Origin of the sequence: Bradyrhizobium sp. CB1015 (assembly GCF_025200925.1) — a bacterium.
Taxonomy (GTDB): Bacteria; Pseudomonadota; Alphaproteobacteria; order Rhizobiales; family Xanthobacteraceae; genus Bradyrhizobium.
In genome coordinates, this window is record NZ_CP104174.1 from 6,187,614 (window position 1) to 6,213,442 (window position 25,829).

At 65.9% G+C, this 25,829-nt stretch carries 22 protein-coding genes; 10 read left to right on the top strand and 12 right to left on the bottom strand.

The window, feature by feature from the left end; translation table 11 throughout:
* Positions 1-222 precede the first annotated feature (222 nt).
* A complete protein-coding gene (flbT, locus tag N2604_RS29095) occupies positions 223-663 on the top strand; it encodes a flagellar biosynthesis repressor FlbT (protein WP_260371482.1) in 441 nt (146 codons plus the stop codon).
* A 173-nt stretch (positions 664-836) separates the two neighbouring features.
* Here the strand turns inward: flbT and N2604_RS29100 are convergent, their stop codons facing one another.
* The 9 genes from N2604_RS29100 to N2604_RS29140 all read right to left on the bottom strand — a co-directional run bounded on the left by N2604_RS29100 (position 837) and on the right by N2604_RS29140 (position 14,489).
* On the bottom strand, positions 837-2,333 hold the full coding sequence (locus N2604_RS29100; protein WP_260371483.1) for an aspartate aminotransferase family protein: 1,497 nt from the start codon (positions 2,331-2,333) through the stop codon (positions 837-839).
* Positions 2,330-3,583, bottom strand: a complete 1,254-nt coding sequence (locus tag N2604_RS29105; protein WP_260371484.1) for a RimK family alpha-L-glutamate ligase — start codon at positions 3,581-3,583, stop codon at positions 2,330-2,332. Before N2604_RS29105 ends, N2604_RS29100 begins: the two co-directional genes overlap by 4 nt.
* Before the next feature lies 1 nt (position 3,584).
* A complete protein-coding gene (locus N2604_RS29110; protein WP_260371485.1) occupies positions 3,585-5,213 on the bottom strand; it encodes a hypothetical protein in 1,629 nt (542 codons plus the stop codon).
* Between the two features lie 10 nt (positions 5,214-5,223).
* Complete coding sequence (locus N2604_RS29115; protein ID WP_260371486.1) at positions 5,224-6,009, bottom strand: hypothetical protein; 786 nt, start codon at positions 6,007-6,009, stop codon at positions 5,224-5,226.
* Positions 6,010-6,081: 72 nt separating this feature from the next.
* Positions 6,082-7,965, bottom strand: coding sequence for a flagellar protein (locus tag N2604_RS29120; RefSeq protein ID WP_260371487.1), 1,884 nt, complete (start codon positions 7,963-7,965; stop codon positions 6,082-6,084).
* 21 nt (positions 7,966-7,986) lie between these two features.
* On the bottom strand, positions 7,987-9,870 hold the full coding sequence (gene flgK / locus N2604_RS29125) for a flagellar hook-associated protein FlgK (protein ID WP_260371488.1): 1,884 nt from the start codon (positions 9,868-9,870) through the stop codon (positions 7,987-7,989).
* 35 nt (positions 9,871-9,905) lie between these two features.
* Positions 9,906-12,161, bottom strand: coding sequence for a flagellar hook-basal body complex protein (locus N2604_RS29130; protein WP_260371489.1), 2,256 nt, complete (start codon positions 12,159-12,161; stop codon positions 9,906-9,908).
* 270 nt (positions 12,162-12,431) lie between these two features.
* The gene (gene msrB, locus N2604_RS29135) at positions 12,432-12,944 is read right to left on the bottom strand and encodes a peptide-methionine (R)-S-oxide reductase MsrB (RefSeq protein WP_260371490.1); all 513 of its coding nucleotides are present in this window, start codon (positions 12,942-12,944) and stop codon (positions 12,432-12,434) included.
* Positions 12,945-13,031: 87 nt separating this feature from the next.
* Entirely contained in the window at positions 13,032-14,489 is a 1,458-nt protein-coding gene (locus N2604_RS29140; protein WP_260371491.1) for an FAD-binding oxidoreductase, read from the bottom strand.
* A gap of 92 nt (positions 14,490-14,581) precedes the next feature.
* Here N2604_RS29140 and N2604_RS29145 point away from each other — a divergent pair, with 92 nt between their 5' ends.
* Genes N2604_RS29145 through N2604_RS29155 form a run of 3 tightly spaced genes read left to right on the top strand, consistent with a single transcriptional unit; the run spans position 14,582 to position 16,066 of the window.
* Complete coding sequence (locus N2604_RS29145) at positions 14,582-15,118, top strand: histidine phosphatase family protein (protein WP_260371492.1); 537 nt, start codon at positions 14,582-14,584, stop codon at positions 15,116-15,118.
* A gap of 50 nt (positions 15,119-15,168) precedes the next feature.
* Positions 15,169-15,594, top strand: coding sequence for a universal stress protein (locus tag N2604_RS29150; protein WP_130218328.1), 426 nt, complete (start codon positions 15,169-15,171; stop codon positions 15,592-15,594).
* Between the two features lie 16 nt (positions 15,595-15,610).
* Positions 15,611-16,066: a hypothetical protein gene (locus N2604_RS29155; protein ID WP_409241651.1), complete on the top strand. Its 456-nt coding sequence runs from the start codon at positions 15,611-15,613 to the stop codon at positions 16,064-16,066.
* A gap of 279 nt (positions 16,067-16,345) precedes the next feature.
* Here N2604_RS29155 and N2604_RS29160 read toward each other — a convergent pair whose 3' ends face one another.
* Positions 16,346-16,582, bottom strand: a complete 237-nt coding sequence (locus N2604_RS29160; RefSeq protein WP_260371494.1) for a DUF1127 domain-containing protein — start codon at positions 16,580-16,582, stop codon at positions 16,346-16,348.
* A gap of 186 nt (positions 16,583-16,768) precedes the next feature.
* Between N2604_RS29160 and N2604_RS29165 the strand changes: the two genes are divergently transcribed.
* Complete coding sequence (locus N2604_RS29165) at positions 16,769-18,112, top strand: PLP-dependent aminotransferase family protein (RefSeq protein ID WP_260371495.1); 1,344 nt, start codon at positions 16,769-16,771, stop codon at positions 18,110-18,112.
* Positions 18,113-18,171: 59 nt separating this feature from the next.
* On the opposite strand, the gene N2604_RS29170 is transcribed toward N2604_RS29165, so the two are convergent.
* Entirely contained in the window at positions 18,172-18,771 is a 600-nt protein-coding gene (locus N2604_RS29170) for a hypothetical protein (protein WP_260371496.1), read from the bottom strand.
* Between the two features lie 47 nt (positions 18,772-18,818).
* Between N2604_RS29170 and N2604_RS29175 the strand changes: the two genes are divergently transcribed.
* Positions 18,819-19,253 (top strand): hypothetical protein, encoded by a 435-nt coding sequence (locus N2604_RS29175; protein ID WP_260371497.1) that lies wholly within the window; start codon positions 18,819-18,821, stop codon positions 19,251-19,253.
* A gap of 102 nt (positions 19,254-19,355) precedes the next feature.
* On the opposite strand, the gene N2604_RS29180 is transcribed toward N2604_RS29175, so the two are convergent.
* Positions 19,356-19,862: a ferritin-like domain-containing protein gene (locus N2604_RS29180; RefSeq protein ID WP_260371498.1), complete on the bottom strand. Its 507-nt coding sequence runs from the start codon at positions 19,860-19,862 to the stop codon at positions 19,356-19,358.
* A 427-nt stretch (positions 19,863-20,289) separates the two neighbouring features.
* On the opposite strand from N2604_RS29180, the gene N2604_RS29185 reads away from it, so the two are divergent.
* From N2604_RS29185 to kdgD, 4 genes are all read left to right on the top strand, one after another.
* The gene (locus N2604_RS29185; protein WP_260371499.1) at positions 20,290-21,372 is read left to right on the top strand and encodes a YbhN family protein; all 1,083 of its coding nucleotides are present in this window, start codon (positions 20,290-20,292) and stop codon (positions 21,370-21,372) included.
* Positions 21,373-21,472: 100 nt separating this feature from the next.
* Positions 21,473-23,422, top strand: coding sequence for a hypothetical protein (locus N2604_RS29190; RefSeq protein WP_260371500.1), 1,950 nt, complete (start codon positions 21,473-21,475; stop codon positions 23,420-23,422).
* 412 nt (positions 23,423-23,834) lie between these two features.
* On the top strand, positions 23,835-24,740 hold the full coding sequence (locus tag N2604_RS29195) for a LysR substrate-binding domain-containing protein (RefSeq protein WP_260371501.1): 906 nt from the start codon (positions 23,835-23,837) through the stop codon (positions 24,738-24,740).
* Between the two features lie 123 nt (positions 24,741-24,863).
* Entirely contained in the window at positions 24,864-25,808 is a 945-nt protein-coding gene (kdgD, locus tag N2604_RS29200; protein ID WP_260371502.1) for a 5-dehydro-4-deoxyglucarate dehydratase, read from the top strand.
* The last annotated feature ends 21 nt before the right edge of the window (positions 25,809-25,829 follow it).

Genomic DNA, 25,829 nt, shown 5'->3' on the forward strand with positions numbered 1-25,829 from the left:
CACTTTCCGGGCAAGGCCGGCGCCGGCTCCGCTTCGGCCGTTTGGCGCGCCCCTACGGCACATCGTACATCGTTGAGATTTCTCGCGATTTCTCCCGCTCCGAAAGGCCTTTACCTGCCGTTAACCATATTCAGCAAGGATTGGCGCCAAATCAGGGTCGGCACCGTTATCCGCCGGGGCGCAACCGCCGCTCATCAAAACAAGCGTTGATGGAGAACAGGAATGGCCCTCAAGGTCGAGCTCAAACCGCACGAACGCATCATCGTCGGCAATTCCGTGATCACCAACACGGACCAGCGGGCTCGCCTCCTGATCGATGGCGAGAACGTGCCGATCCTGCGCGAGCGCGACATCCTCACGCCGGAGACCGCCGACACGCCCGCCAAGCTCGTCTATCTGGCGGTCCAGCTCATGTACATCTCCCCGGATCCGCAGACCCAGCACGGCACCTATTTCAACCTGGTGCGGGACATCGTCACGGCGGTGCCGAGCTCCTGGCCGATCATCGAAGGCATCAACAACAACATCCTGAACGGCGACCTCTACCGGGCGCTGAAGGAAGCCCGCAAGCTGATCGCCTACGAGGAGAAGCTGCGCAACCAGTTCGAGGCCACCCATCCCAAGGCGGCAACGGACAAGGACGACGTCAGCTCCGCCGCCTGATACAGCGTTCGCGCCAACGACAACGGCCCCGGATCGCCTCCGGGGCCATTGTCGTTTCGGCATGGATCGATGCTAAAGCATGATCCGGAAAAGTGCGAAGCGGTTTTCCGGAAGGATCATGCGCAAACAACAACCTAAAGCGCGATGACGATTCATCCAAATCTCATCGCGCATTAGTGCGCTGCGAGTGGCGGCGCGTCGACCTCGATCACGCCGCCGCTCCGCTGTCCACCGAACTGCAGCACGGCCGCAACCAGCGCATCGATGTCCGCCTCCTCGGTGCGGTGATTGACGATCGCGGCGCGGATCGCGAACTTTCCGTCCAGCGTCGTGCTCGAGGGCGCGGCGATGCCGGACTCCTGGATGTCGGCGACGATCTCGCGATTGACCGCATCGCTGCTGCGATAGCGGAAGCAGACGATGTTGAGATTGACCGGCGCCAGCAATTCCAGCCGCGGTTCAGCCAGCACACGCGTCTCCAGATACTTGGCGAGCGCACAGCTTCGCGCAACCGCCGCGCCCAGCCGGTCGGTGCCGAACGTCTTCAGCGTGAACCACGTCTTCAGTGCCCGGAAGCCGCGCGACAGATCGGGACCGAGATCGCAGGGCCAGACCGCGCCCGCCGCAAGCCCCCTCGCCTCGCGGCGCAGATAGGCCGCCGGCTGCACAAAGGCCTGCCGATGCTGCTCGCCGTCGCGCACCAGCAGGAAGCCTGCGTCGTACGGCACCTGTCCCCATTTGTGGAAGTCGAGTGCGATGGAATCCGCAAGCTCGATGCCGCCGAGCAGCGGCGCAAGCTCCGGCGACAGGATCGCGAGCGAACCGAAAGCGCCGTCGACGTGAAACCAGATTCCTTCCTCGCGGCACAGCTCCGCGATCGCCCTGAGGTCGTCGATCGCACCGATATCGACCGTGCCGGCGGAGGCGACCACCAGGAACGGCTTGAAGCCGACCTCGCGATCGACGGCGATCTGCGCGCGCAATGCGGCAACGTCGATGCGATGATCGGCATCGACGGCGATCTTGCGCAGCGCATCCGTACCGAGCCCGGCGATATCCATTGCCCTCGCTATGCAGCCGTGCGCTGCCTGCGACGTATAGGCCGTGAGCAGCGCACCGTCATTGCCGATGCCATGCTGCCGCGCCAGCGTGCCGAGCGCGGTGGTGCGCGCCACCAGCACAGCCATCAGATTGGCCATCGACGTGCCCGTGACGAAGATGCCGCTTGCGCTCTCGGGAAACAGGAACAGGCGGCGCATCCAGTCGACGATCTGGCGCTCGACCTCGATCGGCATGTGGTCGCGTCCGCCGAGATTGGCGTTGAGGCCGGCGGCGAGCATCTCCGCGAGCATGCCGACCGCGGTGCCGCCGCCATGCACCCAGCCCATGAAGCCGGGGTGGACGTTGCCGGTCGCATAGGGCGCGACATGCTCGGAGTATTCGCGATAGACCTCGGCAAGGTCGCTCGCCTCGCGCGGCACGTCCGCCCTGAATGCCGCACGGACGTCATCGGGGATCGGCCGCCAGACGGGGCGCGCCCGAACGTTGGCGATGCCGTCGATCGTCTCGTCCAGCATGCGGTGGGCCAGCGCGCGAAACTCGCTCCAGTCCTGCGGATCGAGCGAGGTATTCGCGACGGAGCTTTGCGTATTGCGGATGATCTCGTTCATGCTGCGCTCTCCGTGCCTGTCCTTGCATGCCGCAACAGCATCGCCGTGAACGCTGAAAAGATCTTGCGCATCTGCGGCGGCTTGTAGGGAAACACGACCGGCGAATCCATGTTGTGCACGACGGCGGTGTTGTCGGCCTCGAACACCAAAAGCTCGCCGTTCGCGTTCTCGGCGCAATCGACGATGAAATAATCGAGGCCGACGCGCCGGCTCATCTCCTCGAGCGCGTTGCTGTGGCGCCCGCCGAAGGCGTGGTCGAAGTCGCGCATGAAGGCGGCTTCCTCGGCCCGCTTCTCTTCGCTGAAGGCCATGTAGGCGTTGAGATACCAGATGTCCCAACGGTCGGCGATCGCCATGTGGCACGCGTAGGGCTTGCCGTCGACCATGGCGAGGCGATACTTGCGATAGAGCCCGTCGGGGCTCACATAATCGACGAAGCGTGCGACGAAGAAGTCCTGCTCCTTCCGTTCGGCGAGATAGGCCACGAGCGCCGCCGCATCGTCGAGCTTCGCGAGCCCGACGCCGGCATGCGAGCCGCGCGGCCGCGCGATCATCGGAAAGTGCAACTCGCCTGCGATGTCCGCGCATGCGATCCGCCCCTGCGCGAGGTCCGACAATTGCGCGCGCGTTGCGTGGATGGTCGCGGGAATGTCGAGGCCGGGCACGTCCGTCAGCAGCCGATACAGCTTGTCGCGATCGAGATTGCCGATGCGATCGGGGCGATTGAGCAGCGGCCGCGGCCAGTGCGGCTCGGCCTTGTCGATCAGCGCGAGCGCCTCACGGCATTCCTCGGAATCGGACGCGACCACGATGGCCACGTCGTGCTCCGGCAAGGTCTCGGGCAAACCGACGCCCTTGATCACATAGAGAGTCAACAGCTCGACATCGGAGCCCTCGAGCAGAAAATCGATCGGCGTATTGCCGCCCATGTCGATGTCGGCCGCAAGCGCGAGCAGGCGCAGGCCCGGCTTCGCGGCTGCGCTCGGCGTTCGAAACAATTGATGGAAGGCCAGCACTTCGGACTGGATCGCGAGCCCCCTATCCTTGTCGCCCAGGAGCTGGGTGATCAACGACAGGTCCAGCCCCTCGCCCGCCAGCGCAGTCCCTGCCGCGATGCGCGCGACGAGCTGGTCGCGCAACGGATGCAGATCGAGGCCTTCGAAGGCCCGGCGCGTCAGCTGCGCAAAGCCGATGCGGTCGGCATAGTTCGCCGCGGTCAGGCCGATCGGCGCCGAAACCGGATGCTGCATCTCACACCTCGAACGCGGACTTTGCCGGCACGGAAGCGCCTGCGCCACCGGCGAGCAGAAGCTCGATCTTCACCAGGACGTGGGCGATCTGGTCGATAAGGTGCTGCACGTTGCGTTGCGCCTCCGCCCTGTCCGGCGACCAGGCCTCGGTCACGAGCCGCGCGCCGACGCAGAGGCGCAGCACCGTCTGCGCCGTCTCGTCCTGCCGCGCCAGCCGCACCGGCTGGCCGATCAGGCAGCGCTGAGCGGCGATCTGACGGTCCTCCGCGCTGCCGCCGATCTCTGCGCTGACGTCACGCGCCAGCGCGCGATGAACGAACGTGGTCTCGGCGACCGAAACCGCCTTGCCGTCGCGCAGCAGCGTGAACGGAAAGATGGTGGGTTGCACGAATTCCTCATCGTCGATGCCGGCCATGTTGGTCGCGGCCGGAACAGAGCGCAACAATGGCGACAACGCGATCATGCTGTCGATGCTGGCAGCGAGCTCGGCGAGCATCCCGGCGCGGAAGGCCCCGGGAACGGCGTAGTAGCTGCCGATCTCGGCCAGCGCCGCCTCCCAGCGCAGCCATTGACCGAAATTCGGGCGGCGCTCGAAGCGCGAACGCAGCGCCGTCCAGGCCATCGGCCAGTCGCAGCGGCCGGCGTAGTCGAAGATTCCAGGCGCGATCCCCTCGACGCGGTCGAGCGACCGCGACAGGCCCTTCGGCACCAGCAGCGCACCGCTGAAGGCGGGTCCGCCGAAGAATTTGGAGCCGGTGATCAGCACCATATAGCCGCGGTCGAGATAAGAGCGCAGCCGTCGGCGGCCGAGCCGGGCCTGACAGGCGTCGACGACGATCTGGACCTTGCGCGGCCAGCGCCGCGCGATCTCGTCAAGGCAGGCCGCGCTCGGTGCACGCCATCCGAGCTTGGAGGAATCCATGATCTGGAGCAGCACGGGCGCGCCTTGCGCGATGGTGGCCTCGACCGCCTGCAGCACCGCTTCATCGGCGTCGGCGCGCATTGCGATCCCGGCCCCCGGCGCGCGCAACGGCAGCGAGATGCTGGCGCCGGCCAGCCCCGCCACCGCGCCGTCCTTGCGAACCGCAGAGCCGCTCGCGGTCAGGGCGCTGAAATGATGTCCACGCCCGGTATGGGTCGTGCCGCTCCCGGTCTGGTCGGCGCCGACCACGATCGTCACCGGCCGCGCGCCGAGCATCGTGCGCGCCAGGAACAGAGCGTGGAGCTGGGAGTCGGTGCCGGACGGCGAGAACACCACGTCGACTCGCGGCGAGAGCTGGAGATGGCCGCGCAGCTCGTCGCGCATGTCCTCGCAGCGTGCATCGAAAGCGACCTCGACCTCGTCGAACAGGCACTTGTGCATCAGCTCTTCGCGCGCCAGCGCGGCGCGGTCATAGGCCGCCTGCGAGATCGTCGAGGCGGTCGAGGAGGCGAAATTCCAGACCTCCTGCTCCGGTGCAGCCGCGCAGCCATAGGCGTTGACGCGGCCCGTGGGATGGAGCGTCAGGCGCGGATCTCCGCCGGAAACGAGCAGTGTGTCGAGCGGCGTGAACAGATCGCGCAGGCGATAGCGCGAACCGCCGGCGGCGGCGCGTTGCATCTCCGGCCGAGAGGATGCGCCCCTGCTCATCCCGAAAGGCTCACGCCGCGGCATCGGCCGCCGCCGCAGGCGCCGCTGCGAATTGCGAGGCGATATCGCCGTGGAACACCGACGGGCCGACGTGGTCGAGCGGGCTCTGAATGTCGGCCCAGATCTCGCCGCCGACGTCGGTCCAGCGCTTGCAGAAGGCGAAGTCCTCGGACAGATACGTGCCGGTCGCCGGATCGATCATGCATTCGAACAGCGCGAACCGGTTCGGGCTCGCCGCCAGCGCATCATGGGAATGCTCGCGGAAGAACTGAAGGTTCGCATAGTCCGGGTGGCGGCACATCGCCTCCAGCACGTGACGCCGGATCATCAGGAAGCCGGTGCCGGCATAGCGCACGCGAGTGAATCCGTTGACCACCACGATGCGGTCGGGATCCTCGATCTCGAGCACGTATTCGAGCGAGGCCGCCGGCACGTCGGCCCGACCTGACTGGATCGCACGCGCGGCCTTGTCCCAGTTGACCCGCTTGATCGGATAGCAGCCGGCGACGACGTCCGCGCCGCATTCGATCAGCCGGAACACCTGCTCCGGCTTGAAGCCGATATCGGCATCGATGAACAGGAAATGCGTCGCTTTGGGATCGTCCAGAAACATCGCGACCAGGTTGGCCCGCGCCCGCGTGATCAGGGCGTCGCCGTCGCGCAGGAGAACCTTGAGCTCGAGATTGGACATGCCGTGCACGGCCCGCTGCAGCGCGAAGATCGAGCTCGCATAGATGCTCGACACCTGCCCGCCGAAGCAAGGCGTCGCGACCACCAGCTGCATCTTGTCCGACATCGACCGCTCCGCCACCGCTGCAATCCTTACCAAGAGGTAAACAGGCCTGGTTAACGGCGTCTTAACGCCTCCTTACAGGAACTTGACGAGCGAGAGCTGCGCCAGGTTCGAGGTCACCTGGTAGGACGCCTGCAGGGCGTTCTGCAGCGCCAGGATCTCGCTCGCGACCTGGTCGGGCGAGGCCGATTCCGCCTGGTCGATGATGGTCTGGAGCTGCGCCTTGGCCTGGGTCTGGCGCGTGCTCGCGTCCTTCATCGTGTTCTGGGCCATCGCGATGTCGGTCTGGATGTCCTCGATGCGCTGCTGTCCGGGCTGCTGGGTCAGCGCCTGGGTCACCCGCAGGCTCAGCGCCGAGACCTGCCCGCCCGAATATTGCCCCGTCGGCGAGGTCGAGAACGTCCCGAACACCGCGATTGCCTGCAACTGCCGGCGGATCGCATCCTCATTCGCCTGGGCGCCGTACTGCACCGTCACGGCATCATCGACCCGCGCCATCGCGGTCGAGCGCGGCGAGCCGGGTCCGTCATTGCCCAAATACCATTTCACCGTATTGGCCGAGCCGTTCACCAGCGTGGTCGCCGAGCTCGCAGGCGAGGAGCCGACGCGCAGCGGCGGCTGCGTGGCGGTCACCGGCGTCGAGCCGAACCCGAGCGCGCTCAGCGCGCCGGTGTTCGACGTCGTGATGTTGAGGCTCGCCGCATCGTCGGTGTTGATCGTGATCGAGCCGCCATGGACCGTCGAGGGCTTCGACGTCCCGGTGATCGCGTCGATCTTGCTCAGCAGGTTCTGGATGCTGTCGGTGACGTTGAGCTGGTTGCCGGTTGCGCCCGAGGCCACGAAGGTCAGCGTGGTGCCGTTGACGGTGATGGTATCGCCCGCGACGAAGCCCGGCGAGATCGAGTCCGAGGGGGTCGCGCCCGATAGCGCCGTCGCGCCGGTGACCGGGACCGGCGGCACCGCCTGGTTGTTGACGGGAGTGCCGATCGCAGAGCTCGCGGTGTTGAAGAAGTTGTCGCCGGCGACGATCGCCGATGCCGCCACCAGCGAGGTGTTGGCGAGCTTCTGAATCGCGGTGTTCAGTGCCGTGTTGAGGTTGGCAGCCGTGTTGTTCGGATTGACCGGGACGCTCGCATCGATCGCGAAACTGCCGAGCGGCGTCGGCGTCGCCGAGGAGGCGGTCAGCTCGATCTGCTCGGTCGTGCCGTCCGGCAGGGTGAATTGAATGCTGAGCTTGTCGCCGTTGTTCGGGTTGACGCCGTTGAGATCGACCGAGAACGACACCGGCGAGCCGCTCGGGCCGACGACGGTCGCACCCGTCAGCGTCGAGGATATTGCCTTGATCTTCAGCCCGAACGGCGATCCCGCGACGTCCTCCGCCACCTGCACGGAGCTCGGCGTCGGCTGCGTCTGCACCAGGCGGCCCATGCCGCTGGCCCCTAAGTCCGCGGCCTGGCGCTCGGCCATGACGGTCTTGAAGCCGGCCTGCGTCGTGGTGCCGTTGATGATGTCCCCGGCATTGGCCACCGACTGGGTGTTGACGGCCGTTCCGGAGAACAGATAGCGGTTGCCGGTCTGCGTGTTGAGGACGCCGACCATCGAGCCGAACTGAGCCGCCGCGGTGTTCTGCGCGATGGTCTGGCCGTTGACGTTGAGATCCTGCGCGGTGTTGGCCGAACCCGTCTGCACCGTGGTGCGGATCTTCGTCAGCGATTGCAGCGCGGTGTTGGCGAGGTTGATGCTGACGTTGACGTTGGTGATCGTGTCGGTATAGGCGGCGATGTTGGAGAGCTGCGCGCGACCGGCGATGGCAAAGCCCTCGTTGGTGCCCATGCCGGAATAGTTCTGCGACAGCTTGCCGGTCGAAAGCTGCGTCGACAGGTCGGTGAGCTGCTGATTGATGTTGCGGATCTGGGCGCCGAGAATCGATGAAGAGTAGTTGATGCTGGGGATCGACATGTTTCAGAGCCCTGTTACTGGTTACAATTGAGCCTGGATCAACGTGTTCATCATGCTCTGCACCACCGACATGACGTGGGCGTTGGCGGCATAGGCATTCTGGAGCTGGATCAGGTTCGACATCTCCGCGTCCAGATTGACCTTGGAGGTCGAGTCGAACTTGGCCTGAAGCGTCGAGACCACGACGCTCTGGCCCTGCTGGAGCTGGGTCGCCTGGGTCGCGGCGTTGGCCTGGACGCTCAGGAACTGCTGGAGGAAGTTCGAGACGCTGCCGGTGAAGGGCTGGGTCGCCGAACCGAGGCCGCTCTGCGGCGAATAGGAGAACACTGTTTTGGTGAGCTGCGAATAAAGATAGTCCGAACGCGTGGTGTCGCCCGCGGGCGTCACCGGCGAGGTGTTGTAGACCGACATCTTGGTCGGGTCGGCGACCAGCTGCGTGTTCACAGCGATGCGTCCGGCAAGGCCGGTCATCTGCGAGCCCGATGCCGTGATCGCGCCGGTGTAGAGCGCCTGCCCGCCGTCGGTGAACAGCGGCAGCTGCGGATTGCCCGAGGTCAGCGACGAGATCGTCTTGGTGGTCGAGGCCGCGTTGACCTTGGCAAGGCCGGTGTTGTCGTCGGTCACACGCAACGTCGTGGCGGTCGCCGGCGGCGGGGCGGCGGAGAACGACAGATGCGTGCCCGACAGCGCGGTGTTCAGCGCGGAGGCGATCGCATTCATGCCGCCGGCGAAGTTGACGCCGATCCGTATCGGGTTGGCGTTCGTCGCGTTCTGGAGCGGCAGCGCCGCCGGGTCAGTCACGTTGACCAGCGTGATCTGGCGCTGCGTGTTGGTGGCCGTGTCGGTGTAGGTGATGTTGACGGTATTGCCCGGCAGCGCACCGGCGAGGTCGAGGTCGAAACCGGCCGGCGGGCCGGTGACGGTGCTGCCGGCCGTGGTCTTGTCGGACAATGCGCTCGCCATCGTGGCGGCGAGCTGGTCGATCTGGTTCTGCGCCTGCACCAGCGTCTCGTCGCGCAGCTTCAGATCGGCCGCAATCTGGCCCGACGAGACCACGTTGTTGGCGACGACGTCCACTTGCGAGCCGTTCGGCAGCTTGATGTTGAGCGCGCCGACGCCGGACTTGGTCGGGTCGATGTTGTAGAGCGAGGTCGCCGACAGCGCGCCTGCGGAGGCAAAGGAGAATTCCGAGGCGAGCCCCGCGCCGACCAGCTGAATGCCGGTCGTGGTGTAGATGTTGGTCTGGTTCGAGCCGTCGGTGGTGACGCGGACGTCGACATATTTCGACAGAGTGTTGATGGCCTGGTCGCGCTGGTCCATCAGCGTGGCGGCCGAAGGATCGTTGGGCGACAGGCCCTGGAGCTTGGTGTTGATGGCGGCGATCTGCTGCATCGCCGCGTTGGCGGCGCGCGCCGAGTTGCCGAGATCCTGCTCGACGTTGGAACGCAGCGACTGGATGCCCTTGGTGGTGACGTTGAGCTGGGTCGCGAGCGCCTGCGCCGCACCGAGCGCGACCGTTTGCGCCGACGATGCCCCCGAGCTGGTCGACAGCGCCTGCAGCGCCGTGGTGAATTTGTTCAGCGCGTCTTCGAGCGTGCCGCTGTTGCCGGGCGTGCCATAGACATTCTGAAGCTGCTTCAGGATGTTCGCCATCTGGTCGGCGTAACCGCTGCCGCCGGTCTCGGTCCGCAATTGGTTCAGCACATAGGCGTCGAGCTCGCGGCTGACGCCGGTCGTCATTGCCGTCGCGCCGAACTCGCCGGTGGTGACCTCGATCTGGTTCGGCGTCTGGACGACGTAACCCGGCGTCTGCGCATTGGCGACGTTCGAGGAGACGATCGAGAGCGCGGCCTGATTGGCACGCAGACCGCTCATCGCACTGGCGAGGGCTGAACTCAAACCCATATCACTGGCCCGCCTTTGGTTACGTCACGCGCCGATCAGCGCAACACGTTGAGGAGATCCTGAACCATCGAGTTCGCCGTCGTGATCACCTTGGTGTTGGCCGAATAGGCCTGCTGGGTCACGATCAGCTTGGTGAATTCGTCGGCGATGTCGGTGTTGGAGCCCTCCAGCGACGAGCCGCTGATGGTGCCCGAGGCGCCGTCGATGGCGTCTCCCGATTGTTCGGTCGCGGCATAGGCGCCGCCGTCCATCGCCTTCAGATAGTTGGTGCCGTTGAAATGCGACAGCTGCACCTGGGCGAGGTTGAGGTTCTGGCCGTTGGAGAAGGTGCCGACCACGGTGCCGTTGTTGTTGACGGCGACCGAGCGCAACTGACCGGCGGCATAGCCGTTCTGGGTGATGGTGTTGATCGTTACCGCGCCGCTGGTGCTGGCATATTGCGTCAGCCCGCCCGAGGAGATGTTGAAGGCGACCGAGCCGAGCGACTGGCCGCTGACGGTGACGTTGTTGATGGTGATGCCCGAGCCGCTCGGCGAGGTCAGCGAGCCGTCGGCGGCAAAGGTGAAGGTCTGGCCGGTGTTGACCCAGCCGACCGTGGTGCCGGTCGCGTTCGGGTCGGTCTGGTAGAACAGGTTCCAGCTATCCGAATGGCCCGCGCCCAGCGAGGCACTGTCGGTCTTGGCCCAGCGCAATTGCAGGTTCACCGGCGTGCCGGCGGCGTTGTAGGCCGTCACCGCGCCGCCGCTGATCGATTCCTTGGTGAAGGTGGCGACGTCGTTGCCGATCACCCCGCCGGTGCCGGCGGTGCCGCCACCGTCGCGATTCTTGGTGATGGTCGAGGTGAAGCCGAGCGCCGAGAAAGCGGCGCTGTTGGAGCTGGACACCGAGAGGTTGGAGACGGTGCCGGTGTTGAGCGTGATCACGCCGCCGCTGCTGACCGACGACCCCGAGGCGCCGGAGAGCGCGTCGATCTTGCCGAGCAGAGTCGTGACGTTGTCGGTGGTGAGGATCTGATTGGCGGCGGGAACCGCCGGCGGCGAGATGAAAGTCAGTGTCTGGCCGTTGACGGTGATGGTGTCGCCGGCGGAGAAGCCGGACGTGAGCACCTGGGCCCCGCCGGCGGTGGCCGAGCCGCTCAGCACCGTCGCGCCCGAGATTGCAGGCGAGGACAGCACGTTGCCGCCGCGCGTCACGCTGCTGATGCCGAGCGCCGTGGCGGCCGTGCCGCTGCCGATCGCGACGTCGGTGCCGGTGCCGGTCGCGATCTGGATGTTGCCGCTGACGGAGAGCGAAGCGGTGACGCCGGCGCCGCCGGCAGTCTGGATCGCGTTCAGGATATCGGCCACTGTCGCCGTTGTGCCCGCACCGAGACCGATCGTGGTGTTGCTGCCGACGGTCGAGACCGTGGTGCCGCCGTTGAACGTGATGGTGTTGCCGTTGATGGTCAGCGTCTGGCCGCTCAACGCGGTCAGAATGCTGGAGGCGAGATGCGTGCCGGCCGCGTTGTCGAGGGACGTGGTCGTCGAGGCGACCGCCGACGAATTGTTCTGGAGCGCAACCGTGCCCGTGGCCGTCGTCGACGAATAGGCCGAGCGGATGTTGCCGGTTGCAGCCGCGCCTGACACCGTCGCATTGGCATAGGGCGCCGGCGGCGTGCCGACCGGCAGCGGGTTGGCCGCGAAATCGGACGGGTTCAGACCGCCGGCCGCCAGCAGCGTGCCGCTCGACGCGGTGGTTTTCGCCACCGTGTTCGGCTGGGTCGGCAGGTTCGCCGCGTACTGGATCGAGGTGGTCGCCTGCGCCGGAATGAAGTTGTTCTGGAATTGCAGGACGTTCGCCACGCTGCCGGTCGGGTTGCCGGTTTTCGGGTCGACCGTGACGCCCATCAGGTAATAGCCGGCGCCGTTGACCAGGTTGCCGTTGGCATTGAGCTGGAAGTCGCCACGCCGCGTGTAATAGGTCACCCCGGTGAAGACAGGCACGTTGTCGACGACGCCGCTCGCCTTCTGGATCGAGAAGAAGCCGTCGCCGGTGATCGCCATGTTGGTGGCGACGCTGGAGGACGAGATCGTGCCCTGGGTGGTGATGGTGGCCTTGGCGTTGGCCGTCACGCCGCCTGCGACCTGCTTGCTCGGGACCGAGGAGTCCGGAATGAGGTCGACGAAGCTGGTGCCGATGCCCTTGTAACCGGTGGTGGATGAGTTCGCGATGTTGCCGGAAATGTTCTGCAGCGCGAAGGACTGCGCCTGCAGGCCACCCACCGAGGTGTTCATTGCATCGAAGATACCCATAACTTTGTCTCCAAATCCGATCTCGGCGGCCGGTCGACCATGGCCGCAATCGGAAGCGACGTCGCAAGGCCTATGCCAATGCGGGTATCTTCAGGAAATCAACGGCTTAAATAGAAATGCCCCGGCCGCATGACCGGGGCACAATTGCCGGGCCGGCAACAATTGCCGGGGAGGATTGTCGTTCCGGAGCGATGCGTCAGCATCGAATCCGGAACCTCGAGATTCCGGGGTCTGGTCCTTCGGACCATCCCGGAATGACGGCTTGATTGCCTACGTCGCCGACGCCGCAGCCGGGTGGAAGACCAAGCCGAAACCATCGATGCAATAGCGCAAGCCGGTCGGCTTCGGGCCGTCGTCGAAGACATGGCCGAGATGGCCGCCGCAGCGCCGGCAATGCACCTCGGTACGAACCATGCCGTAGGTGCGGTCCTCGGTCTTGCCGACATTGCCTTCGATCGGTGCATAGAAGCTCGGCCAGCCCGTGCCACTCTCGAACTTGGTCTCGGACGTAAACAGCGGCAGGTCGCAGCCGGCGCAGGCGAAGATGCCCTTGCGGTGCTCCTTCAAGAGCGGGCTGGAGCCCGGCCGCTCGGTGCCGTGGTTGCGCAGGATCTCATATTGCTGCGGCGTGAGCTGGGCACGCCATTCGGCCTCCGTCTTCGTGATCTCGAACTTTTCCGCGGCCTTCTCGCCGGCCTCGGCAGGTGTTCCTCTCAGCCAGCGGAAGGCCGTAAGGCCGAACAGGCCGGCGACAGTCGTGAGCAGGATGCGGCGGTCAAGCATGTCATTCTCCGTGCGCGGGAAGTCCATGCCCTGAGATACGGGCTTCGTCGGCCGACGTTACACGTTGAGGCGGGATTTTTCTCAGGTTTATTGCGAAACGCGGTCGTCCTGCACGACGGGTTCCACGGCTTCGACCGCAGCTTTCGGCGGTGGTGCCGGCCGCGGCCGCACGCCGGGCGGCGCACGACGCGGACCGGTGCCGGCGGCGCGGTTGGCCTCGGCGAGGCGGGCCTCGCGTTCCCTGTCCTTCACCCTGGCGCGCTCGCGATAGCGGGCGAGCGCACCTGCGGCGGCGGAGCTCGCCCTGCCCCAGATCCCGACCAGCTGGCCCGCGACGCGCCCCGTGGCGCCGCCCGCCCAGACCAGCTCGAAGGGTGAGAACAGTTTCCAGCGCTCATCACCCCGCAAAATGCTGCGCGCGATCATCTGTCCGGCCATGGCCGAGGTGTTCATGCCCTGGCGGCCGAACCCGCTTGCCACCCACAGGCCTTTGCGCAGCTGGCCGATCTGCGGCATGCCGTGCACGGTCTGGCCGATGACGCCGCCGAACATGTCGGTGATCTCGACATTGCCGAGCTCGGGAAAGATCGTCCGGATCCGTCGCCTGACGGCACCGGCGAAGCGCTGCGGACGCGCCGCCCAGGTGGTCTCCGGGCTCTCCCACATCAGCCGGTCGCCGTCGACGATCCGGAAATGGTCGACACCGTCGGAATCCATCACCGATCCCTTGAAGGCGATAATCTCGTGCAGGCGCTCGCCGAGCGGCGCGGTCACGCCGGCATAGCGCCAGACCGGCAGCAGCGTCTCCGACAGGCGCTTCAACGGCGCGCCGAGATGAATGTTGCCGGCGAGCACGATGTGACTCGCGCGCAGCCGCGCCGAGGGCGTGACGATGCGCTTGCGGATGCCGGAATGATCGATGCTGACGACCGGCGTCTCCTCGAAGATGCGGGCGCCTGCCCGCCGCGCCAGCGCCGCAAGGCCGTGCACATATTTGCGGCCGTCGAGCTGGAACGCTTTTGGATAATACACGCCGTGGAAGTAATGATCGGTCTTGAGCACCGCGCGGACGCGATCGGCCTGCCAGCCCTCGACCTCGGTATCGAAATCCTCGTTCAGCATCTGCAACCGGCTGATCAGCCGGTCGCCGGCATCGACGTTCGAGACCTCCAGCACGCCGTCGCGAAGGCCGATCCCCGGCATGTTCTCTTCGCTGGAGTTGGCCCTGACGAACTCGGCGCCCTCCTTCGACAGCGTCCACAATTCGCGGGCATCCTCGAAGCCGATGCGCTCGATCAGGTCCGCGAGCGGCAGCGCAAAGCCCGGCATCACGGTGCCGAGCTGGTTGCCGGAGGCGTTCCAGCCGATATGCCGGCCCTCGAGCACCGCGACGCTGGCCCCGAGCCGGGCCGCTTCCAGCGCGATGGAAAGCCCGGCAAGCCCCGCCCCGATCACACAAATATCGGCATCGAGATCGAACGAAAGCCGCACGCGGTCGCGAAAGCCGGCTTCTTCCTGGGACACGCTTGTGAAAGTCTCGCTCATAGCGTTTCTTAAGATACCAACCGGGCGGCTGTCACCTTGTCCTCAACCGGCGCCTGTAGATTATCCTGGACGTGGAACGATTCGAGAATGCCATGCGCCGTTTGATGCTGCTGCGTCACGCCAAGACCGAGACCGACGCACCGAGCGGCCGTGACCAGGACCGCCGGCTCGATGACCGCGGCCACAAGGATGCCGCGCAGATGGGCGACTGGATCGCCGCCCATCCGCCCTTTCCCGATACCGTATTGGTGTCCCACGCCGTCCGGGCCCGGCAGACCTGGGACATCGCCTGGGAGGCGATGAAGGACCGCGTCCCGGCGCCGCAGGTCGAGGTCCTGCCGGAACTCTACGGCGCCGATCCCGCGCAGATCCTGGACACCATTCGCACGGCAACCGCCCCGGCTAATCCGAAGCGGTTGCTGCTGATCGGCCACAATCCCGGCATGCACGAGGTCGCCCTGATGCTGATCGGCGGCGGTGATCCCGATGGCGCCAAGGCACTCGGCCACAACCTGCCCACGGCGGGGCTTGCGATCTTCGACTTTGACGTCAAGGATTGGGATGCCGTGGCCTACCGCCGCGGCAAGCTGGTGCTGTTCGTCAGCCCCAAGCTGCTTCGATCGGGCTGATCGCGCGACGTACCGGCAAGACGTCCTGACCGGAAGATTTGGAGGCGCAGATGTTCAAGTCCATCCTCGTGCCCATCGACCTCGCCGACACCGATCTCGCCAAGCCGGCGATCGCGACCGCGGCGACGTTGTCGCAGACCTGGAGCGGCACCGTGCGTCTGCTCAACGTGCTGCCGATGACGCCGGTGATGCTGGCCGAATACGTCCCGGCCGATTTCGACGAGCAGCAGCGCCAGACCTCGGAAGAGGCCCTCGCCATCGTCGCACGCGAATCCGGCATCGAGCCTTCCCGCATCTCCAGCGTGGTGCGCCAGGGCGGCATCTATCACGAGATCCTGGAGGAAGCCGTGCACATGAAGGCCGATTTGATCGTGATGACCTCGCACCGGCCGGCGATGCGCACCTATTTCCTCGGCTCCAACGCCGGCCACGTCGTGCGCTACGCCAAGTGCTCGGTGCTGGTGGTGAGGCATTGAACCCGGAGCGATGGTCGTGAAGCAATGGTGGCGGAGATGGACCTACGATGTCCCGCTCGCGATCGGTGATGCCTTGTGGGAGGTGCTGGTCGTCCAACTGGCGGCGCTGCTGGACAGCCTGACTCTGCGAAAGGTCATCGCCTTCATCCCCGTCGTGATCCTCGTGCTCGCCTACTACCACAGGATTCCAATTCCCCCAGAACTCATGCTGGTCGGCGACTTCCTCGCCTATATCGACATCTTCTTCGTGCTGATCCTGTTCGGCGTGATGAGCCGCGTCACCACGATCCTGTTCGTCGTCAAACAGGTGGCGGCAGCGTTTGCTGCATTCACGAGCAATGTCGCTTCACGCTTGCAGCGCCTGGATGTCCGCCATCGACGCCAACGCAGCGCCTCACGGCCTCTCCGCAAACCGTGCAGAACTGAAGACGATCGAGCATTCGACAGAGCATGGGAGGTCGCGATCGCCTGATCCCGCGGTCGCTCACAGATATCGCGACAGCAGAGAGGGCAGGATGGGTAGAGCACTTGCGAAACCCATCATGCATCCGCGACGAGAATGCGGGATGGGGTTTTGCTTCGCTCTACCCACGTGCCAAATGCTCCGCCTCTCGTGCCCCGGACGCAGCGCAGCGTCTCTTCGACGATGCGCTGCAGAGCCGGGGCCCATGCAACAGCGAGTGCGGTTCGCTGGTCCCGGCTCTGCGCAGCAGCGTTTCGCGCTGCAGCGCGTCCGGGACACTGGACCGGATCACAGATACCGCGACAGCTCGGCCTTGAACTGCCCGTACACAGCATCCTCGATCTGGCTGCGCGTGATGCCGATGTCGCGCAGGGCGCGATCGTCGAGCTCGTTCAGCGTCTTGACCGCGGAGCGGCGCTCCAGGCGGTCGAACAGCGCAGTGACGCCCAGGGCAAGGGCACTGAAAAATCCGCTGGATGAGGATGGGCGTAAAGTCCGCCCGGCAGTTTGCGAGATCGTGGTCATTCTTCTTCTCCGGCCTATCGTCCCGCGCGGCGAAGCAGGTGCCGTTGGCGCGGACGCTTGTGGGCGCCTGCACCTCATTTGCCGTCGGATTGCTCTCGCTCCCCTCGGCTCAATCGCGGAACTTGATGGAACTTAAATGCTCCAGTACACTCCTCGGAGCAAGCAAAACATTGCTCTCGGTGCAATATGTCCAAGTTCGAGTACGTGAAGCTCGCCGATGCCATTGCGGCCGATATCACTAACGGCACGTTAAGGCCCGGCGACCGGCTGCCGCCGCAGCGCAATTTTGCCTATGATCGCGGTATCGCGGTCTCGACCGCGAGCCGGGTTTATACGGAATTGCTCCGCCGCGGCCTCGTGGTCGGCGAGGTCGGGCGCGGCACGTTCATCTCCGGCGACGTCAGGCGTGAAGTCGAGACGATGAGCGAGCCGGCCGACGCGCGCATCAATCTCGAGGTCAATTACCCGCTCTTGCCGCAGCAATGGGCGATGATCGCCAAGAGCCTCGCGGGGCTCGAGCGCATCGACGCGATGGAATCCGCGCTGCGCGTTTCGACCAGCACCGGCACCAAGAGTGCGCGTATGGCTGCTGCCGCCTATCTCGCCCGCAAGGATTTTGCGCCTCAGCCCGAGCAGATCTTCTTCACCGCCAACGGCAAGCAATCGCTCGCAGCCGCGCTTGCCGCGCTCGTGCCCACCGGCGGCCGCTGCGGCGTCGAGGCGCTGACCTATCCCTACGTCAAGAGCATCGCCGCGCGGTTAGGCGTGACGCTGGTCCCGATTCCCATGGACGAATTCGGCGCGCGGCCCGACGCCATCCAAAAGGCCCATCGCGAGGCGCATTTGTCGGCGCTGTATCTCCAGCCCATCATCCAGAATCCGCTCGGCGTCACCATGAACGCGGCGCGGCGCGCCGACATCATGCGCGTCGCCGAGAAGCTCGATCTCACCATCATCGAGGACACCGTCTACGGCTTCCTCGCCGACGACACGCCGCTCGCGGCGCTCGGCCCCGATCGCTGCATCGTGCTCGACAGCCTGTCCAAGAAGGTCGCGCCGGGGCTGGCGCTCGGCATCCTCGTCGCCCCGCCACATCTGCGCGAGAGTGTGATGAGCGCGGTGCGCACCGGCGGCTGGATCGCCTCCGGCCATGCGCTCGCGGCCGGACAGCGGCTGATGGCCGACGGCACCGTCGCCGAGCTGACGCGGCTGAAGCGCATCGACGCCGCGCGCCGCCAGCAGACCGCCGCAAGGCTGCTCGCCGGCTACCAGATCGCCGCCGATCCGCGCTCCTATCATCTCTGGCTGACGCTGCCGCCGCACTGGCGCTCGCAGACATTCGTCGCCGCGGCAGCAAGGCGCGGCATCGCGCTGACGCCGTCCTCGACCTTCGCGATCGCGCACGGTCATGCGCCGAACGCGGTGCGGCTCGCGCTCGCCCCGCCCTCGCCCGAGCAGCTCGATTCCGGCCTGCGCACCGTCGTCTCGCTGCTCGGCACCAAGGAGGACGATTTCGATTCGACGGAGTAGGGCTCTCATCTGACGCGTTTTCTTCACGCGAACCGGTACCCACTTCGCTCGAAAACGCTTTAGGGCAGCAGGGCCTTCGGCACGCGATCGAAGCTATAGCTCTGCGGCCGGTTGCGCCGCACGAAGCCGCCGACCTGCCAGGCGAACAGCGCGGCGAAGCCGAGGATGAACAGCACGCCGGCGAATTCGCCGGTCAGAAGCGCGCGGATCAGGAGCCCCGCCATCGCCACAGCGAGCACGGCCAGGAACGCCAGCACCGCCGCATAGGTGTTGCGGCCGAGGCCCGCGGTCAATTCGGCGCGACTGCCCGCCTTCGCCATCCGCGCATGCAGCTCGATCAGGAAATCGCGAAAGCCGTTGTCCTGCGGCGCCATCAGGGCAGCGGTCTGCCAGCTCGTCGACAGGATCGCGATGCGGCCGCCGCCGGCGCGGCTGATATCGGCGCGGAAGCGGTGCTGCTGCATCGACACCGGGCGGAACGACAGCCGGATCGCCGAGATCTCGTCATAGCGCCACAGGCCGGAGCGGCCGGCGATGTGCCAGGACAGCCCCTGCTCCGTCAGCTCGAAGCGATGCGCCGAGCCGATCAGCGAGGCCTTGTAGGCGTAGCTCGTGGCCGAACCGGCTTCAGCTCCCGGCATGTCGATCAATGATCCCATCGGCGATCGGCTTGCGCGATCGCCCCCCTCCATCCTACAAGCGAGGCATGGCTGAGACGACCTTTTTCCCCCGCCGCCTGATTCTCGGCGCCGCAATGATCTCCGGTGTGTTGCTCGCGCTCGCGGTGCACATGCTGGGCGCGCGCTACGGCCTCGACCTCGGCGGCCTCTGGCGCTCCGACACGCACGAGTTCATTCCGTCGGGCGCTGCGATTGCCTGGTGGCTGATTGCCACCGTCGGCTTCTCCGGCGGCTATTTCACGGCGAGCCTGATGCAGAGCGCCGTCTCCGGACAGATCCCGCAGCGGATGCGGCAATTCCTGATCGCGGTTGGCGTGCTCCTGCTTGCGGGAGCGGGTCAGGCGGCGTCGGCGCCGAGCCCGATCCCGACCGTATCGGGCGTGCTCGCCGGGCTTGCCGCCCTGTGTCTCGGCGCCGTGATGGCGTTCTGCGGCGCGCATTTCGCGCTGCGCCGAAGCTGACCTCTCAAGCCGACGCGCAGCCGCGGCCATAGCTTCGAAATACATGCAAAAAAGAAAACGCCGCGCGTTGCCGCGCGGCGCGTTCTGGCTGCATTGTTGCGACTAGCTCGCCGCGCGCAGGTTCACCTTGCTCTCGGCAAGAACCGTCAGCTTCTTGTCGGTCGCCTTCTCTTCCTCGAGCGTCTTGGCGAGCACCGCCGCACAATCATTGCGGCCGAGCTGCTTGGCCCAGGCGATCAGGCTGCCGTAGCGGACGATCTCGTAGTGCTCCGCGGCCTGCGCCGCGTTGATCAGGGCCGCGTCGAGCACCGCCTTGTCGGCAACTTCGCCGGCGGTCTCGTCGGCTTCCTCGATGATGCCGTCGATGGCCGGGCAGTCGACCGCCTTCACGGCGACGCCGTGCATCTTGAAGACCTCCTCGAGCCGCGCAACGTGCTGCTTAGTTTCCTCGAGGTGCGTCAAAAAGCCCTGTTTCAGCTGCGGATCAGTGGCCTTGCTCGCCATCTTCGGCAGCGCCTTGGTGAGCTGCTGCTCGGCGTAATAGATGTCCTGGAGCTGATGCACGAACAGGTCGTTCATGGTCTTGATGTCTCTTGTGAACAGTCCCATCGTTCCGATCCTCTCGGGTCTTGGAACACGGAGGGCGCCGGCTTGTAGTCAAGCCGCAGGTTCCGCCATGTTCGATTGCTGATGGAGCCTAACGACCACGCGGTATCGACGTTCCGAAAAGTCCGATACGGCTTGCGCTGGAACAATGCGGACGGCGCCAGGATTTGACATCGTGTCGGCACAATGAACGCACGAATGGAGCCGGGTTTCACGACTCAATATGCTTAACGCGCCGCCGATATGAACCGCGTATGACAAAGTTGCCGGCCGAACGCAGAACCTATTGTTGTCAAGGGCTGCACAAGCCGCTGATTTTGCCTTAAATGAGCTGGATCATGCCTCGCGATCGATGCCTGCCTTTGGCCGTGATCGCACCCGATCGGCCAATGCCTGGCCCGGTCGGTCTTGCCCCCCGCCGGGAGGATGAATGCACGGACTGCTGCCCGCGCTGAAACGCGGCTTCAAGAGATGGATCGGCTGGCGACGGCTCGGAATTGCCGCGAGCGTCTTCATCATCGCCTTCGCGATCACCACGCTGGTGCGGACCCTGAAGGGCATCGATACCGGGGTCATCCTGACCGCGTTGACCGAGATTCCGCGCGGCAGCATCGGGCTGGCTGCGATCTGCGTCTTCTTCGCGTTCTGTACGCTGACCTTCTATGACTTTTTTGCGCTGCGAACGATCGGCAAGAAACACGTGCCCTATCGCATCGCGGCGCTGTCCAGCTTCACGTCCTATTCGATCGGCCACAACATCGGCGCCACGGTCTTCACCGGCGGCGCGATCCGTTTCCGGATCTATTCGGACTACGGGCTGAACGCGATCGATGTCGCGAAGATCTGCTTCCTGTCGGGCCTGACCTTCTGGCTTGGTAACATCTTCGTGCTCTCGATCGGCATGGCCATCCACCCGGATGCGGCCTCCTCGATGGATCAGCTCCCCTCCTCGCTCAACCGGTTGATCGCCCTCGGCGGCCTCGCATCGATCGGCGCTTATCTGGTCTGGCTCTGCATGGGCGAGAAGCGCCGCGAGCTCGGCCAGAAAGGCTGGAAGGTGGTGCTGCCCTCGGCGCCGCTGACCTTGGTGCAGATCCTGATCGGCGTCGTCGATCTCGGCTTCTGCGCCACGGCGATGTACCTCTTGATGCCGGCCAACCCGCCGATCGACTTCATGTCGCTCGCGGTCGTGTTCATCCTGGCGACACTGATCGGCTTTGCCAGCCACGCCCCCGGCTCGATCGGCGTGTTCGATGCCGCCATGCTGGTGGCGCTGCCCCAGTTCGGCCGCGAGGAGCTTCTGGCCACGCTGCTGGTGTTCCGCATTCTCTATTTCGTGATCCCGTTCGGGCTTGCCATCTCCATCATGGGCGCGCGCGAGCTCTGGATGAATGTGGTCGCGCCATGGCAGGAGCGGCGGCGGCTGGCGGAAGCCTGCGCGCAGGCCAACCTGCCCAAGGAGGTGACGCCGATGGAGCGCGAACGGCTGCTGCGGCAGGCCAGCAAGCGCTGAGCCGCCAAGGGCGCCCCCGGAAATCATCAGGCAAAGGTTGCAGGCCGGGGCGCAATCCTCTCTTATTTCCGCCCCAACTTTGCCGTTGAAGACGCGGGCCATGATCACCGTATTCCTTCGCACCCTCTCGGCAGGCGCCGTGCTGCTTGCCGGTATCCTGACTGCTTTGCCCGAGCGCGCCGCCGCGCAGGACGCCGGCGCCATGCAGATCAGCTGGGAGGTGCGTAACCGCTTCCGCCTATTCCGCGAGGAGCGCGACTTCCTGCTTCACGTCGAGAACGCGCGTAACCGCAGCATCCTGGCCGCCGAACAGTCGCTGGAGCTGCAGAGCGAGGGCCGCGGCTGGGCCCGCAACATGGTCAACCGGCTTTGCATCGACCTGCAGGGCCGGGTCAACCAGCCCTGCACCCGCGACAATATCAAAGAGAACTACATCACGCCGATCGACCATCCGGTCACGGTGCGCCTGACCGGCGCGGTGCCGGTCGGCGCCACCTGCGCCTGGTCGTTCGATGACGGCGACGGCCCGCAGACCTCGACCTTCGACTGCGCCGAGCCGATCAATTTGCGCGTCCGCTACGGCAAGCAGACGGTTGCGACCGTCGATGTCTCCGCCGGCTCCGATCCGACCCAGCGGGTCCAGACCGAGATCCAGGTCCGCGACATCTTCATCGCAGGTCTAGGCGACAGCATCGCCTCCGGCGAAGGCAATCCGGACCGGCCGCTGGCGCTGTCGGACGAAGGTTTTTGCTTCCGCTCCTATCTCGGCACCGCCGGCGCGCAGTACTATCGGCCGAGCCGCCACGGCTTCAAGGGCGGCCGCGCTTGCGAGGCGCCGGATACGCTCGCCAATTGGCAACGCTACAGCGCGCTCTGGTTCAATGCGCCCTGCCATCGCTCGCTCTACAGCTATCAGGCCCGCACCGCGCTGGCGCTTGCCGTGCGCTACACCCACATCGCCGTGACCTTCCTGCCGCTCGCCTGTACCGGCGCCAGCATCGGCGACGGGTTGCTCGGCTCCCAGCGCGCCCGCGAATGCCCGCCCGGCAAGTCCGGCGTCTGCAACACCAGCGTGAACGCGCAAGTCGCCGAGCTGCGGGAAGCCGTCACCGCGGCGAAGAAGCGCCAGCCCGACCGCATGCTCGATCTCGTGCTGCTCTCGGTCGGCGCCAACGACGTCTATTTCTCCGGTCTCGTCGCCGACGTCATCGTCGACACCGCGACCGAGCGCGCGCTGTTCCGCCGCTCCGGCGTGATGGCGAGCGTCGACGATTCCCGCGATGCGCTCCAACGCGAGCTGCCGCAGAATTTCGTCAAGCTGCGCGAGGCGCTGAAGCCGCTGGTCGGCGGCGACCTCTCGCGCGTGGTCTACGTCTCCTACGCCAATCCTGCGCTCGCCGACGGCGGAGCGCCCTGCCGCGGCGGCCGAGCCGGCTTCGACATCCACCCGTCCTTCAACACCGACCCGCAGCGTCTCGCCCGCGTCTCCGCCTTCGTCGACACCGAATTCCTGCCCCAGCTGAAGGGGCTCGCCACCTGCACCCGCGGTGCACTGTGCCGCGATCCCGAAGCCGACCGGATGACGTTCGTCGATGCGCACCAGGCCGTGTTCGCCGAGCACGGCTTCTGCGCCCGCTCCGCCAACGATCCCGAATTCGACCGCAGCTGCTTTGCGGAGAACGGCCAGAGCTTCGATCCCGACATCGTCAGCGCGGCGAGCCAGCCGATGCTGTGCGGCCGCGGCGCCTCGGAATACCGCGCCTACCTGCCCCGCGCGCGCTGGGTCCGCGACGCCAACGACAGCTATTTCGCCGCCATGACCTATCCGCAGGGCCTGCCGGCGGCGAGCCAGCCGACCGACATCCACGACGCGACCTGGGGCGTGCTCTCCGCCGTCTACGGCGGCGCGGTGCATCCGAGCGCCGAGGGCCACGCCGCGATGGCCGATGCGGCGCTGCCGGCGGCCAGCGCCGTGCTCGGGCTCGACGCGGTGCCGCCCAATGTAACGCGCGGACTGCTGCCGCAGTTGCTGCCGAGCGCGCGGCAGTAGAAGCGAAAGCGAACTCTCTTCTCGCGTCATTGCGAGGAGCCCTTGCGACGAAGCAATCCAGACTGTTTCCACGGACTCTCTGGATTGCTTCGCTGCGCTCGCAATGACGAATTTTGGGCGTCTCGCCCACCCTCACGATCGTTCCGCTCTCCCGCCCTTCCATCGATCCAAAAGCGGCATTGATCGATACTCGCTTCAACTTGGACACGCCGCGGAGTGCGCCTCTACGACTCGTGACGGTGGTCGTCTGCGAGATTGAGAGCGGGTGACGCTCAAACGTTCCTCCTGAGGGCTCCCATGGGAGCTTGACCAGGCAACTCAACGGCGGCCCACAAAGCCGCCGTCTTTGTTTTGGGGGTGATCGATGCTAGAAGTGCCGGGGAAACGCCTTATCCATCTAAGGCATGTATCGATGTTCGACCTCAACCAGCTCCGCTGTTTCGTCACGGTGGCGGAGGAATTGCACTTCGGCCGGGCTGCCGCGCGGCTGAACATGACCCAGCCGCCGCTGTCCCGACAGATCCAGGTGCTCGAGCACATCATCGATGCGCCACTCTTGGAGCGCACCAGCCGCTCGGTGCGCCTGACGCCCGCGGGGCGCAGCTTCCTGCCGGAGGCGCGGCGCATCCTCAAGCTGGCCGAAAGCGCCTCGCAGGTCGCCCGTCGCATCGCACTCGGCAAGACCGGCTCGCTCAAGGTCGGCTTCACCGCGGCCGCGGCCTATGGCTTCCTGCCCGAGCTCATCGCCGCCTGCCGCGCCAAGCTGCCCGAGGTGGACTTCTCGCTGAAGGAGATGGTGTCGGGCGACCAGTTCGAGGCGCTGACCTCGGGCCAGATCGACGCCGGCCTGCTGCGGCCGCCGATCGCGCGGCCCGAGCTTGCCAGCCGCCGCGTCGTCGCCGAGCCCCTGCTCGCGGCGATCCCGAAGAAACACCCGCTGGCGAATGCCGACAGCGTCACCATCAAGGATTTCGACGACCAGCCCTTCGTGATGTACTCGCCTTATGAGAGCCGCTACTTCCACGACCTCCTGGTGGCGCTGTTCACCCGCGCCGACGTGCTGCCGCGCTACGTCCAGCATCTCAGCCAGATCCACTCCATCCTCGCGATGGTCCGCGCCGGCCTCGGCCTCGCCATCGTACCGGCGGCGGCGGCGAGCCTGAAGATCTCCGACGTGCGCCTGCGTCCGCTGAAGCTGCGCACCCGCGTTCCCGTCGAGCTGTTCATGGTATGGCGGCGCGAGGACGAGAACCCGCTGCTGTCGGCGCTGGTCAAAATCGCCGGCGAATTGTCCTCCGCGGAGCTGGCGGAGGATTGATGCTCAATCCGCATCGGTCGATATAGGCTTTGGCTTGGACGCGCATCGAACGGTCTCCTAAACCACCGCGCATGGACGCGCGGCCTCTGCTTGCGTCCTCCGCAACACGACAAGGGAGCGCCCATGAGCAAGATGACCCCGCAGGAAATGGCCCAGAAGATCGGATCGGGCCTCCTGTCCTTCCCCGTCACGCCGTTCAGGGCTGACTACTCCTTCGACGAGGCGACCTATCGCGCCAACATGGACTGGCTGTGCGGTTATGACGTCGCAGGTCTCTTCGCCGCCGGCGGCACCGGCGAGTTCTTCTCGCTGACGCCGTCAGAGGTTCCGCAGGTCGTGAAGGTCGCCGTCGACGAGACCAAGGGGCGCGTGCCCGTGCTCGCCGGCACCGGCTACGGCACCGCGATCGCCCGCGAGATCGCGATCGGTGCGGAAAAGGCCGGCGCCGACGGCCTCTTGCTGCTGCCGCCCTATCTCACCCATTCCGAGCAGGAAGGCCTTGCTGCGCACGTCCAGGCCGTTTGCGCCGCCGTGAAGATCGGCGTCATCGTCTACAACCGTGACAACGCCATCCTGCAGCCCGACACGCTCGCACGCCTTGCCGAGCGCTGCCCGAACCTCGTCGGCTACAAGGACGGCATCGGCGACATCGAGCTGATGACCCGCGTCTACACCAAGCTCGGCGACCGCCTCACCTATGTCGGCGGACTGCCGACCGCCGAGACCTTCGCGCTGCCCTATCTCGACATGGGCGTGACGACCTATTCCTCGGCCGTGTTCAACTTCGTGCCGGACTTCGCCACCAACTTCTACACCGCGGTGCGCAAGCGCGACCACGCCACGATCCAGGCCGGCCTGAAGGATTTCATCCTGCCGCTGATCGCGATCCGCAACCGCAAGAAGGGTTACGCGGTCTCGATCATCAAGGCCGGCATGAAGGTGATCGGCCGCGATTCCGGCCCGGTCCGTCCGCCGCTGACCGATCTCACCGAGCAGGAGATGGCGGAGCTGACCGCGCTGGTGCAGAAGCTGCCCGCCGCACGATCGTCACAACAGGCTGCAGAATAACAAGGCAACAGGGAGGGGCGT